Origin of the sequence: Paracoccus limosus (assembly GCF_009711185.1) — a bacterium.
In the GTDB taxonomy this organism is placed as follows: Bacteria; Pseudomonadota; Alphaproteobacteria; order Rhodobacterales; family Rhodobacteraceae; genus Paracoccus; species Paracoccus limosus.
On sequence record NZ_WMIF01000048.1, the window covers coordinates 1 to 13,204 of the forward strand.

Below are 13,204 nucleotides of genomic sequence, written 5' to 3' on the forward strand. Positions count from 1 at the left end.
CCGAAACGCAGGCCCGCGTCGGCTGCGCCAGCTGGAAAGCTACGCCGCCACGGGCCTGCTCAACCGCGCGCCAAAGGGGTCACTTTTGGGCGCCGATCGGGGGGGCCGTTTGGATGCCGATTGACATTCTTCGACGGGCTCAGCGTCGACAACGCCACCGGCATCGTCGATCAGCCCCGGCTTCCGCGCTTCAAGGCCTTCAGGAACTACGATAACGACGTCGCCGTCGACAGCTGGACGAGGATCGGCATCAACAACACCGACTATAACGATCAGGGCGCGTTCGACGCCGGCAACAACCGTTTCGTCGCGCCGGTCGCCGGCACATACCTCTTCGGTGCCACGCTGCTCTACAAGATCAATTCCAGCACGAACGCGCGGATGCGCGGGCGGCTGGTGCTGAACGGCGCCACGGAGATCCGGGGCTCGCGGGGCGAGATTTCCGGGGCCCACGCCTCCGAGGCGACGGCGCTCAGGCTGCAGACGATGGTCCCACTGACTGCGGGCGATACCGTTGAGCTGCAGGGATATTTCCGTGTCGCGGACGGCTACTTCGCGGCCGACCACACGTCCTTCTGGGGCTGCAAGGTCGGCTGAGCGGCGGAAGGAGGAACCTATGAACCCACCCCGATCCGAGGGCTTCGTGCGCATGCCCGACGCCGAGTTCGAGGCGATCCTGACCCGGGCGGCCGAGGAAGGCGCGAAGCGCGCACTGGCCGATGTCGGGCTTGACGGCGACGAGGCCGCGCTCGACATCCGCGATCTGCGTTCGCTCGTCGACTGCATCCGCCTGGTCCGCCGCACCGCCATGCAGACCGCCGTCCGCATGATCACCACCGGCGTCATGCTCGCTCTGCTGGCCGGCATCGCCATCAAGCTGAAGATCTTCGGCGGCAGCCCGTAGCCGCTCCCCATCCCCATTCATCAGCCCGCAATGACCCGCCATAGTGGCGGGGTAATCTGAGTAATATAGTTATATTGATGTTGACCCCACTAAACCTTTAGCCCCGCCCATCTGACCATGACACTCCCGGCCAGCATGCTCATGCCAATCGCGAGGAGTAGAGGACCAGCGAATTCCTCCGCAACACTGCCCGATGTCGAGGAAGCCGACAGCAGCATCAGGCTGAATTCTCCTCCGTGGGCCAGGATGATCCCAGTCCTCCATGCGGTCTGAAGCGACTCGCCGAATAGTCGGGCGACGACCAACACGATCAGCGTCTTGCCCGCAAATATGATTGCGAGCCAGCTCAGCACGACTGGCCACGCATTCGGGATGATCCAAAGTGGCAATTGCGTTCCGATGCCGACAAAGAAAATCCCGACAAACAAATCGCGGAAGGGCCGGATCTCGTTCTCTACGGCATGGCGCGCGTCACCCTCGCCGATAATCATGCCGGCCGCGAATGCGGCGAGTGCCGGAGAAAGACCGGCGGAGGTCGCGACGATCGCAGACCCGAGCGCAATAGTGAGCGCGAGGAGTTGGGCGAGTTCCGGATCGCCACGCGATGCGACCCAACGGGCAAGCACCTGCAGGGGGCCACGGGCAATGAACAGAGCTGCAACCAATGCCGTAGAACTGGCGATGACCGTTATCACGCCATGTCCCTCGGCGGCTCCGCTCATCGAATCGTGCAGAAGCAGGAATGCGACAGCTGCCAAGTCTTGAAACAGAAGCACTGCAATGGCCAGACGCCCTTGGGCCGATCCCAGAGCGTTCGCGCTTGCGAGCACCTTGAGGCACATGGCCGTCGATGACATGGCAACGGCCCCGCCGATGAGGATTGCGGGGACGGGCGCGAGATCGAAGATCAGACTCGTTATCAACGATACCGTTATCGTCGTGACTGCAACCTGCGCGGCTCCAAGACCGAAGACATGCTTCCTGAGCGTTACGAGCTTCTCGAACGAGAATTCCAGGCCAAGCGCGAACAGCAGGAGTACCACTCCGATCTCGCCAATGCTGCTCAGGGCAGCGCTCTCAGCAATCAGGCCGAGGCCGGCAGGTCCGATGACTATGCCGGCAAGAATGTAACCGACGATACTGGGCACGCCGATCCGTGAACATATCGTCACGAGCACGAACGCGGCAAAGACCAACAAGGCCGCACTTTCAAAAAATCCGGTCACGCCATGCATGTTCTTCTCCTTCTGCTCCTAATGGCATGGCGCAGGTAAGGCCAATACCTGTAAACTCTAGACGTGCGACCGCGCCCACTGCGCTATCTGCGCGGCCGGCATTGCTCCGCTCGTTCTCGCAATTTCCTTCCCGCTACTGAACAGGATCATGGTGGGAATGCCGCGGATCCCGTAGCGGCCGGCAATCTGCTGTTCGGCCTCGGTGTCGAGCTTGCCCAGGCGGACATGGGGTTCGAGCGAGCGCGCCGCCGCCTCGAACTGGGGCGCCATCATCTTGCATGGCCCGCACCACTCGGCCCAGAAATCGACGAGCAAGGGCAGTTCGGCATTCGCATGACGGTCAAAATTAGCCGCTGTAAGCGTGACGGGCCTGCCTTGAAAGAGAGGCGCGCCGCAGCGTCCGCAATTGGGATTGTCGGTCAGGCGCACTTGCGGCACTCTGTTGGTGGAATTGCACTGCGGGCAAGCGACCGTGGGCATCCTGTATCCTTTCGTTGACGAGCCGGTCTTGGCGGCCGGCTGATGCAAGCGTTCAGCACGTGGATATGGCGCGGCGGGCCTCTCGCTGCCGCGGTGCGGGTAGGTAGCAACCGATCACGCCCGCGATGGCCCCCGATGCGCCAAGCGCGGGAACGACTGAGTGGGGGTTCGCCAGCGCGTGAGCCAGTCCGGCCGCCACACCACAGAACAGATAGAACAGTGTGAATCTACCCGGTCCGAGCCGATCTTCGACGGCGGGGCCGAAGATCCAGAGCGTCCACATGTTCATGATGAGATGCAGCCGGCCCCCCGTGCAGGAAGATTTTGGTCAGGAACGGGGTCCAGTCGGACGGGGCGATGTGACGGAGCTGACCGAAGGCGCGCGACGGCACCAGCGCGAAGTCGAACAGGAACCGGTTGAGCGCACGCGGCGGCAGGCCGCTCTGGTAAAGGAAAGCGAGAAGGCTGATCCCGACGACTGACCAGACGGCCACGGGGGGTATCTGCGAGCAACGGTATCGGCCCGTGGAAACATCTCATTTCCCCGAGCGCATGCAGCTGGCCTTCATCACGTCGTCTTTCTTGCAATTGTCACACCCGTCCACGCCGGAGGATCAGAGGCGGGGAAGGATTCGAGCGAGGCTTCGAGGACCGGATCGAATTCGGCCTCTTCTTGGGACGACAGATCCACCGTGCCTTTCTGCTCGACTGCGCGCCGGATTGGGTGGTCCGTGCGACCCCGATCCAGGCGGAACGGTATGCGAAAGGCGTTCGGGGCGTCGGCGCCGTTATAGAGGCGATGCCGCTCCTCTCCCCGCCAGGGGTTAGGCTCGGGGCGGCGCGGGGCGTCTTCACGCACGATATAGCGCCAGTCCTGCCGCTCGGCGAAGTCCACGGCGCTATCACGGTCGGGGAATTTCAGCCGGATCGGGCGATAGGGATCGTCGCTGGAGGTATGTCCCATCAGCGGCTCGATCTGCGGGGGCCGGGACGGCTCGAACTCGAGGATCCAGTAGTTGGGCCGAGGCGCCGATGTCATCGCGGAACGGGCAGGACGGTAGATGATTGCCGTCGGCACGTCCCAGGATGGCAGATCGGTTCCGGGAATTTTCGGCGGGAATGGTGGGCGATTATGGCCGCGCATATCAGTTCTCCCGGGTGTCGGTGGATACGAGAAGGTGACGTTCGAGATCGTCGAGTTTTTCCATTCGCCTCGAATTCAGGCGAACGGCGCGTTCGGTGTTCTGCGAAGGAAAGGCAGCAGCGTGCAGGACGTCCGACCGCATCGCTATCGTGAGATCGGCGACGGCATTCATCACGCCCTCTCCGTCCCCGTCCGAGAGCGTGCCGTCAGCAAAACCGGACTGCAAGCTCTCCAGTACCTGCTCGAAGCTGGACACGACCCCTGCACTCGCGACCACAGCCAGCTTGTGGCTGAGAACACGCAGGTCATCGATCAGCTTCGCATCGTGCCTTGCGGTTTCCACGATCTCTGCGACCTTCTCGATACAGGCCATGTAAATGTCGCATTGCTGCTGGAGGATGATGACCCTTCCTTCCTTGCGAAGCTCGAGATCGGTCTGGCGATTGAGAAGCGCCGCGGTCAGAATGACCGTCACGACAGCGCCGAGAAAGATGAGCGTCATCTCCTGCGCGAAAGGCAGCGTGTCTTCGGCAAGATACATCGAGCGAAAAAGGAAAACGATGCCGATGCCCAAGGCAGCGGCCGCAGCCGCAAGTGCCAAGTCAGGCAGGCGGTTCGACATCAGCACCTCGCATTTTCGATATCAGGGGGCATGCACGGCCTTGCATCGGCGCGCGCCTCTGCGTCCGGATGCCGCAGCAAGATCGGCGTCGGACCGCTGCCGAACGGATTGAAGCCGGTGCTCAGGCAACGGTCGAAGATCGTTTCGTCCCATCGGGTGAAATCGTTCTCGCCGCCGGCAAGGCGCCGGTCATCTGCCACAGCGCACATCACATCTGCGCCGACCGGGGCTGGCCGGCGATGGTGCCGTCATTCGGGCGATCCGCCTTGCGCAGCCGCAGCCCGAGGAGGATCATCATCACCCCGAAGATCGCGGCGTAGAAGCCGATCAGCCAGCCGAGCGCGAGGAAGCTTTCGAGCGGGCGCGTCAGCAGCATCCAGGTCACGACGACACCGAGAACGACCGAGACGAGGCCGCTCAGGATCAGCCAGATCTCGCCCTCGATTTCCTTGCGCAGGCGGATCGCTGCCGCGATCTCGAGGGCACCCGAGAACACGGACCAGAATGCGATGCTGGCCCAGAGGAATGTCGCAAGCACAAGCGTCGCCACGAACGGCGAGAAGACCACGACGACCCCCGTGGCGATCCCCAGAATGCCGCTGAACATCAGCCAGCCCCAGCGATCGCCCGCGCGGATGTTGCGGACGGCGGCGACGAGGCCGAACACGCCATCGGCGAAGGCGAAAGCGCCGAAGACCAGCGTCAGAGCAAGCAGCGACTCCGCAGGCATGAGGAAGGCGAGAACTGCGATCACCAGCGCCAGGACACCGCGCAGCACGAACAGCCACCAGTTCCCGGACAGGCTGCACAGCATGTCCTGCATCGTGTCGGATTGTTTTGCAGAGGTTGTCGTCATTGGTCCATCTCCTGTTCAGGTTTCAACTCAGTAGTGCCGATTGTCTCCGCGCCGGCCAGGGCGGCCGCCACGCGGCGGCGGTCCTCGACCGGTTGAGGCAGACACTGCGTCCGGGCAATTTCCCTTTCCACGGGCGCGCGCCCCGATGCCTCGCCGATCAACCCGGCTTCGACCAGCGTGCCGCGCAGTGTCTCCGTCGCGTTCTCTGCAATCTTCAACACTTCCGCCTCAGTGAGACCCAGGAGGTGCGCCGTCTCCGCGATCGTGGCGTCTTCCAGGTACATCCGATACAGGACGCGGCGCTCGACCGGAGCAAGATCTGCGATAGCCCGGTGCAGTGCCATGGCGATATCATGACGATCCACTTCGGTCTCGGGGTCTGTGCCGCCGTCGTCGGCGATGAGGTCCTCCAGCATCAGCACTTCGTCGGGCTGGTAGAACTCGAACATCGCCTGATCCGCCTCGGTCGGATCCTCCGCCGGGGCCTCGGGTTCCGCCTCGATGGAGGCGGCATCCTCAGGCACGGCGCGGCGGGCGGCGCGGGATTCTTCCTCGATGGTCTCAAAAGCCAGCCGTTTCAGCCAGTCGCCGACGGAAAACTCCGAAGGCCGATCCTCGAAGCGGGCCAGCCCCTTGAGGATCGTCGCATCGACGATATCGCGAACGCTGAGGTAACCCTCCGGCACCGATCCGCTGCATTCGAGATAGGTCAACTCGCGCCTGACGGTATCGTAGACCGTATCGAGATGATCCTCGATCAGGTCGAAGAAGAGTTGGCGCCGCTCCGCCTCCGCCGCATCCCGCGCGGGCGGCAGCGGGGCGCCGATCCGGCGCCGGCGGGCGGGACGCTTGTATTCAGGCTCGTGCTTGAGGCGCGCCACATGCCGATCGACCTGGTGGCGCAGGTCGGCAAAGGCCTTGCGCAGGACAGGCTCGATCTCGAATCCCTCTTCCCGCGCCGCGATCACGCCCGACGGCAGTTGCAGGCGCAGGCTGACTTTGATGCGCGTCTTGCCCCTCGTCTGCGAGGCAACGACTTCGAGCCGGACCAGATCCTCGCGAAAGCGCGCAAGGTGCGGTTCAAGTTGCCGCACCTCTTCCTCGATGACCTCAGGCGCGCGCTGTTGGCCGTGCCGGTCGAGATTGCGGAATGATCTGATGACGTTCATGCCGTGGACCTTCCTATAACTCTCCGAAGAGATGGCCCGGCGCGACCGATATCGCGCCGGGCCAGTCTTTTGCGCTGTCACTCGTCGGACTTGTCGTCCTTGGACTGCACCTCATCCCCAACGCTGGGCTTCGGAACGTCCGTCTTGTTTTCGGCAACTTCGCTGGGCTCCTCGATCCCGGCCTTGGCCTGATCGTCCGGGCTGTCGTCACCGGTGTCCTTTACGATCTTTTCGAACACGACCCTCTGTTCGTCTTCCGACCAGGCGACGCGGACCTTGTCGCCATCCTCGATCCGCCCCGAGAGCAGTTCTCGAGCCAACTCGGTCTCCAGCTCCGACCGGATCAGCCGGCGCAGCTCGCGGGCACCGAATTCGGGACGGAAGCCGACCGCGCCGAAGTGATCCACGACGCTCACGTCGAATTCGAGTTCGACGCCCTGGGTAAGGGCGGTCCGCTTCACCCGGTTGAGCTGCAACTCGACGATCTGGCGGATCTCCGACTGATTCAGCGAATGAAAGACGATGATCTCGTCGATCCGGTTGATGAACTCTGGCCGGAAATGACCGCGCAACACCTCCATCAGTTCGGATTTCTGCTTGGCCTCGTCGAACTCAGTGCTGCCGCGTTTCGTGAGGTTGCGCTGGATGATGTCCGAACCGAGGTTCGAGGTGGCGATGATGATGGTGTTAGTGAAGTCCACCACGCGGCCCTTGCCATCTGTCAGGCGGCCATCGTCGAACACCTGAAGCAGGATGTTGTAGACATCGGGATGCGCCTTTTCGATCTCGTCGAGGAGCACGACCGAGTAGGGCCGACGGCGCACCTTCTCCGTCAGCTGCCCGCCTTCGTCGTATCCGACGTAGCCCGGAGGTGCACCAACCAACCGGGCAACCGAGTGGCGCTCGCCATACTCCGACATGTCGATACGGATCAGCGCATCCTGGTCGCCGAAGATCACCTCGGCCAGCGTCTTGGCCAGTTCCGTCTTGCCAACCCCGGTCGGCCCGAGGAACAGGAAGGTCGCGGTCGGACCGGAACCTTCGCGCAGACCCGCACGCGCCAGGCGCACCGCATCGGCCACGGCGCGGATCGCTTCTTCCTGGCCGATGACGCGCTCGTGCAGCTTCTCCTCGAGCTTGAGGAGCTTGTCCTTCTCCTCGGTGGTCAGCTCCGTGACCGGAACGCCGGTGATCTTGGAGACGATCTGCGCGACGTGATCGGCGCGCACCTCGGCGGTCGCCGAAGCCTGGTCGCGCTTCCAGATTTCCAGAAGCTCGTCCAGCTCCTTCTGCTTCTGCTCCAGCTCCTTCTTCAGTTCTGCTGCTCGGTCGAATTGCTTGCGGGCTGCGGCATAGTCCTGTTCGCGCTTGATCTGCGCGACCTCGGCTTCGAGTTCCTGCACGTCCACGGGCCGCGCAGTGGCCGAGATCTTCACCCGCGCCGCGGCCTGGTCGATCAGGTCGATCGCCTTGTCGGGCATGAAGCGACCAGTGATATAGCGATCCGAAAGCTCCGCGGCGGCGATGATCGCCTCGTCGGTGATCGTCACCTTGTGGTGGCTTTCGAGCGTGTCGCGCAGCCCGCGCAGAATCATGATGGTCTGTGCGACCGTGGGCTCGTCCACATAAACCGGCTGGAACCGTCGCTCGAGCGCCGCGTCCTTCTCGATGTATTTCTGGTACTCGTTGAGCGTCGTCGCGCCGATCAGGTTCAGCTCGCCCCGCGCCAGCGCCGGCTTGAAGGTGTTGGCGATGTCGAGACCACCTTCGCCACCGCCCTGGCCGGCGCCGACGATGGTGTGCATCTCGTCGATGAACAGGATCAGGCTGTCCTTCTCCTCGGTGATCTCCTTGAGGATCTTCTGGACTCGCTCCTCGAACTCGCCGCGATACTTCGACCCGGCCACCATCGAGTTGATGTTGAGCTCGACCAGCCGCTTGTCGCGCAGCGCCTCGGGCACTTCGCCCGCGACGATCCGTTGTGCAAGTCCCTCGACGATGGCGGTCTTGCCCACGCCGGGCTCGCCGATCAGCACCGGGTTGTTCTTTTTCCGGCGGGCCAGCACTTCGATCGTCGTCTCGATCTCGCGGGCGCGGCCGATGACGGGATCGAGCTTGCCCTCGCGGGCGAGCTTCGTCAGGTCACGGCTGAACTGGTCGAGATCGGGGGTGTTCGACGGAGTCTCGACGCGGCCTTCCTCGGCTCCCTTGCCGACCACCTTCGTCACCTGCTGACGCAGCGCCTGCGGCGTCAACCCCAGCTTGCGCAGCATCGCCGCGGCCAGGCCTTCACCTTCCTCGGCAAGTCCGATCAGAAGGTGCTCGGGACCGACATAGGAATGGCCGAGTTCGTTCGAGGCGATGAAGGCCCGGTTCAGCGCGTCCTTCAGGCGAGGGCTTACGCCGATTTCGCCTTCCGTCTTGGCGTCTCCACGCTTCGCTTCCTTCTCGATCTGGCGGCGCAGATCGTCCACATCGACCTTGAACTGTTCCAGGATCGTCTTGACGACGTCAGACGAGGTCAATGCCAGAAGCAGATGTTCGGTATCGACCTCGCTGCGCCCGAATTCCCCGGCCTTCTGTGCTGCATCCTGCAGCAGTTTGTTGCCCTGTTCGCTCAGCCGGTCGGCGATGGTGCGTCCGCCGCCGCGCCGCGATCCGCGGCGCGGCGTTTCCTCCCCGAAGGTGGCATCCACGACGTCGTCCTCACCCGCGCCCGTGGCGCCCAGTGCACCACCCCGCAGCGGGCTGTCGCTGAACAGGCTGCCGAACCCGCTATCGCCGAAGAATTCGTCAAGAAGGGAACGTCGTCCGAACAGGGACTCAAGCGGCGAGGCGCTGCGCCCCGACCGGCGCGCCATTTCGCTGTAATGCTGGTCGCAAAGCTTCATGTTCTGAACCCTGCCGTTCACCGAGGCGCGCACGCGCGTCGTCGCCGGGCGACCGCAAATATCGCAAGCTCCGTTTGCCATTCGTCTTCTCCGTTTTCATTATCCAGTCAGGGTTGTTCGCCGATCATCTGCGCCAGCGACAGTGTCACGCAGCGACCGCTTCCGTTCTTTCACCTTGGACCCAATTGCCACAAGATCGGGCTCGTCCAGTGTCTCTCGTTGCAGGAGATCCTGCGCCGATTGCTCGAGAAGATCCAGTCTTCCTTTCCATACCGATTTGCTCCCTCTAGCGTGAGTGCTGCGCACGTATGCGTTCGAGAAGTGCGAGAAGAACACGCCTCTCGTCGACTGATAGGTCCGGTAAGATGTCTTCCTTCAACGCCGCTCGTCAAGCGTCTAGTTCTCGCAAGATTTTCTGCGTCTTTCTCGTCGGCACAACGGTCTGCGACCGCCGATCATTCGGTGACGGCGACCGCTCAACCCAGCCCCCGCGCCATGCGGTCCACGAGTTGCCCGGCTGTCGCACTGCCGACTTCCAGCCGCGCCGTGAGGTCGCTGATCACGAGGCCGGGGAATCGTCCACATGGGCGGCTGCCATCCACGACAGTCGCGTCTGACCGGGCTCACGGCTTTCATCGTCGATCCGCTGCTGGATGTGCTGGGCGACCCGATGGATCGTCGTGCCGATCAACGCATCACCGGATGCAATCATCATTTGACCTCCAAGGGTCTGTTGGCCGTCGCGAAGCTCCATCAGACGCCACTGGAGATTGAAATGCTAGCATGAATTATGCTTGCGTCGTATCATTGTGGCCGTATAACTGAAACGGATTTATTATCGATATCTCTTGCCTTGGCGCTCGATCCGCGAACGGCGTACTGCGGATCGTTATCTTCCGGCCTGAGGAGGAAAAGCCGAAGAGATATTGAGATCAAGGCAGCCTGAGAGGGGCTGGAACGATGAGCACCGATATCACGCCAGCCACCGAAAAGACGACGACCGACGCGCCCGAGACCGCCGGCGGCGGCCGCATCTACCGCCCGCTGACTGATATCGTCGAGACCGATCAGGGTGTCTCCATGATGATCGAAATGCCTGGGGTCGCCGCCGGTGCGGTCGAAATCACACTCGAAAACCGCGGGCTGACGATTCGCGGCAAGGTTGAGCCGATGCGGCCAGAAAACCTGGAACTTGCTTATGCCGAATATGGCGAGGGTGATTTCGAGAGGGCCTTCACGCTTTCCGAGGATTTCGACCCCGACAGGATCGAGGCCGAGATGCGCGGAGGCGTCCTCACTTTGACGCTCCCCCGAGCCCTTGAAGCGCAGCGGAAGAGGATCGCCGTCAAGGGCGCCTGAAAACCGAAGGAGATACCATCATGCAGATCAAGGACCTGATCCTCTGGGCGCGCAAGGACGGCGCGCCAGACGCCAAGAGCAGCGAAGACAACCCGATCGCGACGCTCCAGCGCGAAATGAACCATGTGTTCGAGAACTTCTGGAACCGCATCGGCCATCTCGACTGGCCCTGGAGCAGCGGCGAGGCGAAATCCGACGTGGTCGAGACCGACAATGCGATCGAAATCTCGATCGAGCTGCCGGGCATGGAGATGAAGGACATCGAGGTGACGGTCAACGATGACATGTTGACTGTGAAGGGGGAGAAGAAGATCGAGCGCCAGGAGGAGAAGAAGGGCTACTACCTCTCCGAACGCAGCTACGGCGCGATCTACCGGACAATTCCGCTCCCTCCCGGTGTGGATGGCGAAAAGGCGCAGGCATCCTTCAAGAACGGGGTTCTGACGATCAAGCTGCCGCAAACGCCCGAAGCCCAGGCCAAGGTCAGGAAAATCGCGGTCAAGGAGGCCTGATTCGGGCATTGATCGTGCCAACTCTGCGGCGAAACCGCCGTAGAACCAATCACAGCCGAAAGGAACAGACCGATGAAACTCAGGAATCTTTACGCGGGAACAGCTTTGGCCCTGCTGATTGTCAGCGCCGGCCCTTCCTGGTCTCAGGATACGGCTCAGGCGGAAGCTGAAGCGCAGGCGGTCAAGCGGGAGCAGGTCCAAGAGAGCGTGACCGCAGAAGCCGATTCACAGTTCGCCGATAAACGCACCGCCCTGATCCAGGAGGCGGTCGACGCGCTCGATGAAACGATGGCCGCGATCGCCGCGATCGAGAAGGGCGATAAAGATGCGGCGATTGCTGCGCTCGCGGTGGCCACGGGGAAGCTCGAGACCGTCGTCGCGCGTGAACCGGATCTCGCTTTGGCGCCCGTACGGATCGATCATATCACCTATGACGTTCTGGGCAGCGTCGAAGCCGTCCGAAAACTCGGCAAACAGATCGCGGACTTGGTCGACGATGGGAAGTTCCAGGAAGCGAGACCGCTGCTGAGCGGGTTCGCGTCCGAGGTTGTCATCCGGACAACCAGCCTGCCGCTTGCGACCTATCCCGACGCGATCCTTTCAGCGACGGCACTGCTTGATGAAGGAAAGACCGACGAAGCGATGACGGTACTCAACGCCGCACTGAGCACCCAGGTGGTGACCGACACAGTGGTCGCCCTGCCTCCGCTCAGAGCCATGGCGATGATCGAGAAGGCCAAAGCTCTGCTCAATGACGACGGTAAGGCGGCAAACGACAAAGCCGCTACTGAAGCAAACGACAAAGCCGCTACTGAAGATAAAGCCGCTACTGAAGATGCCGATCTGACGGCCGCCGACTATGTTGAGGCGGCACGCCAGGAACTCAAAATCGCCGAAGCGCTCGGCTACGGCCGCGAAAGCGATTTCGAGGATCTGCATGAGGCGCTGAATGAGTTGGACCGTCAGATTAAGGCGCAGGAGGATACCGGAGGGATCTTCGAAACGATTGCGACCCGGTTCAAGGAACTTCGAACGCGCATCTTCAACTAAAAGAGAACCTCTGATGGAGCCCCGCCGCAAACGAGACTGGCGGCGGGGCTCTTTCGCAGGAAGACTGAGTAACGATCAATAGTCTGGGCCCGGAGTCCCGGTTCTCGACACATAATAATTGGTTCCTGGCTCCATCGCAGGTAAAGAATTCCCGAATGATCCCGGTCTGCGGCGAAGCCAGGGAGAGCTTGTCTATTCGGGGGGAACTTCGAGGGGTACTGATGAAAGACCTGAAACCATCAGGGCTAACCCGTGAACAATGGTCGGCGATGACGCTCTACGAGAAGTTCGAGCAAGTTGTCATCTTCGTCCTCAGCGTCATCATTGCGGTTATCGTCGTGGCGTCGGTTTGGGGGCTGATGCGCGAGGTCGTGGACCGGTTGGTTCTGGGGGCCTTCGACACTCTCGATTACGCCACCTTCCAAGTGGTGTTCGGCATGATCTTCACCGTGGTGATCGCGCTCGAGTTCAAGCGCTCCCTTCTTGTTGCGACCGAGCGCAGCTTCGGGATCCTCCAGGTCCGCACGATCGTGCTGATCGCGCTCCTCGCCATCGCGCGCAAATTCATCATCCTGGACCTCGGCGAGACGGAAGCATCCAAGATTGCAGCACTCGCGGGCGCGGCGCTTGCGCTCGGCGCTGTCCACTGGCTGGTGCGCGATCAGGACCGGCGCGAACTCGAAGGCCACGAGACGCGATGACCGCGGCCTCCGCCAGCCACCGCCTGCTCAATCTCTTGCAATCGACGCTGCTGCTCGGACTCATGGCGGCGCTCGCCTGGGTTTCGGTCAGCGTGATCCTGGGGCCCGGAACGGGGCTGCTCGTCGCGCTCGGCATGGTCGCCGGCGTGTTTCTGGCTGTCAATCGGCATCCAAACGGCCCCCCCGATCGGCGCCCAAAAGTGACCCCTTTGGCGCGCGGTTGAGCAGGCCCGTGGCGGCGTAGCTTTCCAGCTGGCGCAGCCGACGCGGGCCTGCGTTTC

The 13,204-nt window shown here is 62.4% G+C and carries 17 protein-coding genes; 8 read left to right on the forward strand and 9 right to left on the reverse strand.

Annotated features, from left to right (window positions below; translation table 11 throughout):
* Window positions 1–120: 120 nt before the first annotated feature.
* On the forward strand, window positions 121–597 hold the full coding sequence (locus tag GL279_RS19310) for a C1q-like domain-containing protein (RefSeq protein ID WP_246175406.1): 477 nt from the start codon (window positions 121–123) through the stop codon (window positions 595–597).
* Window positions 598–616: 19 nt separating this feature from the next.
* Entirely contained in the window at window positions 617–904 is a 288-nt protein-coding gene (locus tag GL279_RS18450) for a DUF6127 family protein (protein WP_036708271.1), read from the forward strand.
* A gap of 89 nt (window positions 905–993) precedes the next feature.
* On the opposite strand, the gene GL279_RS18455 is transcribed toward GL279_RS18450, so the two are convergent.
* The 3 genes from GL279_RS18455 to GL279_RS19510 are packed head-to-tail and all read right to left on the reverse strand — an operon-like array spanning window position 994 to window position 2,920.
* The gene (locus GL279_RS18455; protein WP_155066080.1) at window positions 994–2,139 is read right to left on the reverse strand and encodes a cation:proton antiporter domain-containing protein; all 1,146 of its coding nucleotides are present in this window, start codon (window positions 2,137–2,139) and stop codon (window positions 994–996) included.
* Window positions 2,140–2,196: 57 nt separating this feature from the next.
* Complete coding sequence (gene trxC, locus GL279_RS18460; protein ID WP_036751117.1) at window positions 2,197–2,619, reverse strand: thioredoxin TrxC; 423 nt, start codon at window positions 2,617–2,619, stop codon at window positions 2,197–2,199.
* Window positions 2,620–2,671: 52 nt separating this feature from the next.
* Window positions 2,672–2,920 carry a rhomboid family intramembrane serine protease gene (locus GL279_RS19510; RefSeq protein ID WP_425495618.1) on the reverse strand — a complete coding sequence of 83 codons (249 nt, stop codon included), beginning with the start codon at window positions 2,918–2,920 and terminating at the stop codon, window positions 2,672–2,674.
* A 58-nt stretch (window positions 2,921–2,978) separates the two neighbouring features.
* On the opposite strand from GL279_RS19510, the gene GL279_RS19640 reads away from it, so the two are divergent.
* Window positions 2,979–3,101: a hypothetical protein gene (locus GL279_RS19640; RefSeq protein WP_281349000.1), complete on the forward strand. Its 123-nt coding sequence runs from the start codon at window positions 2,979–2,981 to the stop codon at window positions 3,099–3,101.
* Between the two features lie 86 nt (window positions 3,102–3,187).
* On the opposite strand, the gene GL279_RS18470 is transcribed toward GL279_RS19640, so the two are convergent.
* The 6 genes from GL279_RS18470 to GL279_RS19515 all read right to left on the reverse strand — a co-directional run bounded on the left by GL279_RS18470 (window position 3,188) and on the right by GL279_RS19515 (window position 10,016).
* Entirely contained in the window at window positions 3,188–3,763 is a 576-nt protein-coding gene (locus GL279_RS18470; RefSeq protein WP_155066081.1) for an NADH dehydrogenase ubiquinone Fe-S protein 4, read from the reverse strand.
* 1 nt (window position 3,764) lies between these two features.
* Window positions 3,765–4,385 carry a hypothetical protein gene (locus tag GL279_RS18475; protein ID WP_155066082.1) on the reverse strand — a complete coding sequence of 207 codons (621 nt, stop codon included), beginning with the start codon at window positions 4,383–4,385 and terminating at the stop codon, window positions 3,765–3,767.
* Between the two features lie 208 nt (window positions 4,386–4,593).
* Window positions 4,594–5,241: an HdeD family acid-resistance protein gene (locus GL279_RS18485; protein ID WP_155066084.1), complete on the reverse strand. Its 648-nt coding sequence runs from the start codon at window positions 5,239–5,241 to the stop codon at window positions 4,594–4,596.
* The gene (locus GL279_RS18490; protein WP_155066085.1) at window positions 5,238–6,410 is read right to left on the reverse strand and encodes a sigma-70 family RNA polymerase sigma factor; all 1,173 of its coding nucleotides are present in this window, start codon (window positions 6,408–6,410) and stop codon (window positions 5,238–5,240) included. The genes GL279_RS18485 and GL279_RS18490 overlap by 4 nt, the downstream gene beginning before the upstream one ends.
* Window positions 6,411–6,487: 77 nt before the next feature.
* On the reverse strand, window positions 6,488–9,382 hold the full coding sequence (locus tag GL279_RS18495) for an ATP-dependent Clp protease ATP-binding subunit (RefSeq protein ID WP_155066086.1): 2,895 nt from the start codon (window positions 9,380–9,382) through the stop codon (window positions 6,488–6,490).
* 478 nt (window positions 9,383–9,860) lie between these two features.
* Window positions 9,861–10,016, reverse strand: coding sequence for a hypothetical protein (locus GL279_RS19515; protein WP_233141288.1), 156 nt, complete (start codon window positions 10,014–10,016; stop codon window positions 9,861–9,863).
* A 245-nt stretch (window positions 10,017–10,261) separates the two neighbouring features.
* Between GL279_RS19515 and GL279_RS18510 the strand changes: the two genes are divergently transcribed.
* From GL279_RS18510 to GL279_RS18530, 5 genes are all read left to right on the forward strand, one after another.
* Entirely contained in the window at window positions 10,262–10,660 is a 399-nt protein-coding gene (locus tag GL279_RS18510) for an Hsp20/alpha crystallin family protein (RefSeq protein WP_155066087.1), read from the forward strand.
* Between the two features lie 20 nt (window positions 10,661–10,680).
* A complete protein-coding gene (locus GL279_RS18515) occupies window positions 10,681–11,172 on the forward strand; it encodes an Hsp20/alpha crystallin family protein (protein WP_155066088.1) in 492 nt (163 codons plus the stop codon).
* Between the two features lie 72 nt (window positions 11,173–11,244).
* Window positions 11,245–12,222, forward strand: a complete 978-nt coding sequence (locus tag GL279_RS18520) for a YfdX family protein (RefSeq protein WP_155066089.1) — start codon at window positions 11,245–11,247, stop codon at window positions 12,220–12,222.
* A gap of 221 nt (window positions 12,223–12,443) precedes the next feature.
* On the forward strand, window positions 12,444–12,923 hold the full coding sequence (locus GL279_RS18525) for a phosphate-starvation-inducible PsiE family protein (RefSeq protein WP_155066090.1): 480 nt from the start codon (window positions 12,444–12,446) through the stop codon (window positions 12,921–12,923).
* The gene (locus tag GL279_RS18530; RefSeq protein WP_211371364.1) at window positions 12,920–13,147 is read left to right on the forward strand and encodes a hypothetical protein; all 228 of its coding nucleotides are present in this window, start codon (window positions 12,920–12,922) and stop codon (window positions 13,145–13,147) included. Before GL279_RS18525 ends, GL279_RS18530 begins: the two co-directional genes overlap by 4 nt.
* The last annotated feature ends 57 nt before the right edge of the window (window positions 13,148–13,204 follow it).